At 60.2% G+C, this 2,229-nt stretch carries 3 protein-coding genes; 2 read left to right on the forward strand and 1 reads right to left on the reverse strand.

From position 1 onward, the window contains the following. Nucleotides 1-300 precede the first annotated feature (300 nt). Nucleotides 301-522 carry a hypothetical protein gene (locus WBP53_RS14640; RefSeq protein ID WP_423930202.1) on the reverse strand — a complete coding sequence of 74 codons (222 nt, stop codon included), beginning with the start codon at nucleotides 520-522 and terminating at the stop codon, nucleotides 301-303. Nucleotides 523-716: 194 nt separating this feature from the next. Here WBP53_RS14640 and WBP53_RS14645 point away from each other — a divergent pair, with 194 nt between their 5' ends. Both WBP53_RS14645 and WBP53_RS14650 read left to right on the forward strand, forming a co-directional pair. Next, on the forward strand, nucleotides 717-1,088 hold the full coding sequence (locus WBP53_RS14645; RefSeq protein WP_423930204.1) for a DUF5329 domain-containing protein: 372 nt from the start codon (nucleotides 717-719) through the stop codon (nucleotides 1,086-1,088). A 225-nt stretch (nucleotides 1,089-1,313) separates the two neighbouring features. Next, on the forward strand, nucleotides 1,314-2,078 hold the full coding sequence (locus WBP53_RS14650; protein WP_423930206.1) for a hypothetical protein: 765 nt from the start codon (nucleotides 1,314-1,316) through the stop codon (nucleotides 2,076-2,078). Nucleotides 2,079-2,229 lie beyond the last annotated feature (151 nt).

Genomic DNA, 2,229 nt, shown 5'->3' on the forward strand with positions numbered 1-2,229 from the left:
GTTCGAGGTAGCGCAACCGGCTTCCTAGCGAAAACCGTGCCAGAGTTGGCATTTTGCGCAGACAGACCGAGCTCGTTTAACGCATAGGTCTCAAAACAGCCTCGTTTCTTGAGCTCCTGGAAACTTGCGCCGGCAGTTCAGGGTGACCTCGGGCGAGAGTCCTTCACTTCGAGATTTGTCGCGCCACTGGTCACATTCTTACCCTCCGCGGACGATGCGGATGAAGGTGTCCGGAGCCCTCCCGGCGATCACGCCCCGGCCCCATGTCCGGCCGATTCCTGCCGAGGAACCCGATCACGGCTAGTAGGCGATCACCATAGCTTCGATGCCCGCAGGCGCATGACCGCTCTCGCCCCACACGAACCCGACCAGCGTATTGCCGTTGATCTCGAGCCTCCGCTTCCGGGAACGCGCCCATCGGATGCTCGATTGATGGTCCTGTCCATCGTGCGCGAACATCACCGGCATGCCCGTGTCCCGATTCCGATCGCCGCCCCTTGTGAGAATCAGGCCTTCGGCCATGTGTTGCGCGAAACGAAAATCCCGTGAATCCCGATCCGCGCATGCGAAACTTCTTGCCCGGACGTCGAATCGCTGCCAGCCGCCCGCTTCGGGCTACTCGCCTGTCGATGCTCATTCGCATGGCACGGCGAACGGGACTCAAGTGCGTGTTGACACCCGTTGTCCACCATCGAAAAGCACAGGCGCGAGAACCCGTGAAACGCATCCTCCTGATCACCACGTTTTTCCTCCATTCAGCGGTAGCGCTGGCAAGCCCGCTTCCCCATGCAGCTCGCGCAGAGATCAGGGCGCTGCTCGATGTGCTCGAGCAATCCGATTGCGAGTTCTACCGAAACGGCAGCTGGTATGCCGGCCCGAAGGCCGCAAGTCATCTGCAACGCAAGCTGGACTATCTGGAGCGGAAGGATTTGCTCACCGGCACCGACACATTCATTGCGCTGGCGGCCAGCAAGAGCAGCATGAGTGGCGAGGTTTATCAGGTGCGCTGCCCTGGAAAGACAGCCGTGCCCAGCGCTGACTGGTTCAACGCGCACCTGGAGCAACTGCGCGGCGAAAGCGGGGATTGAAAGCCCCGTCTGCCGCCTCCCTACCATCCTGCAGGCGCAAGACTTCGTTTCGGCTCAAGCGAGAAGTTCTGGCCAGAGATTCTGCGTGAGCAAGACTGCAAGGCATGGATTCGACGTACACAGACGAACCTAACGGCCTCTGGCTCAGGCTTCCCGCTCAAGCTGCCGGTTTCGCCGTGCCTGCGGGCTACGGAGTACGGCCTGCGTCGCAGGAATCCATGCTGGATGTCCAAGGTGAATACAAGAGAATTTGCCTGCAAGGTCCCCGAAGTCACTCTCGTGTTCTGGGCCATCAAGATTCTTGCCACGACGCTTGGCGAAACGGGCGGTGATGCCGTCTCCATGTCACTGGGCTTCGGCTGCCTGCTTGGCACCGGAATATTCGCTGCGGTCTTTGTCGTAGCCGTAGTCGCCCAGATTCGAGCGAACGCCTTCCACCCGTTCCTGTACTGGGCCACGATCATCTCAACCACCACCGTTGGCACGACTCTGGCGGATTTCTCCACGCGTTCGCTGGGCATCGGCTACGCGGGCGGAACAGCCCTTCTTCTTTCGCTGCTGCTGGTGTCGCTGCTGGTCTGGTATCGCAGCCTCGGCAATATCGCCGTTGACACGATCCATTCGCCAAAGGCCGAGGTCTTTTATTGGACCACGATCATGTTTTCGCAAACCTTGGGTACCGCGCTCGGTGACTGGACGGCCGACACGGCCGGCATGGGTTACACGCGAGGCACACTTGTTTTCTCCATGGCGATTGCGTTGACAGCGGGCCTGTACCGATGGACGAACGCCTCGCGCACGATCCTGTTCTGGTCGGCATTCATTCTGACGCGCCCTCTGGGAGCCGTGGTCGGTGACTCCTTGGACAAGCCTGTCGCCAGTGGTGGATTGGCCCTGAGCCGCTACTCGGCATCGGCCACGATTGTTGTCCTGGTGATCCTGTTGATCTGGCTGTTCCCGCAACGCGCAGCGCCCACGGGGCACTGGTAGCAACAGCTGGCAAGCCTTCCACGCACCTTGATGATCGCGCCACTTGACCTGCGTTGCCTTAGTATCAGGATTCCACAATCGATCCAGGCTGGCTGAAATGACCCTTCCCCTTTCCAATATCGGGCTGCGCGCAATCGCAACGATGTTGCTC

Source organism: Dokdonella sp., assembly GCF_049593775.1.
Lineage (GTDB): Bacteria > Pseudomonadota > Gammaproteobacteria > Xanthomonadales > Rhodanobacteraceae > Dokdonella.

What these genes read in the sequence shown, in the direction of transcription:
- WBP53_RS14640 (WP_423930202.1), bottom strand. Translation starts at nt 522, where the DNA reads ATGGCCGAAGGCCTGATTCTCACAAGGGGCGGCGATCGGAATCGGGAC.
- WBP53_RS14650 (WP_423930206.1), top strand. Translation starts at nt 1,314, where the DNA reads ATGTCCAAGGTGAATACAAGAGAATTTGCCTGCAAGGTCCCCGAAGTC.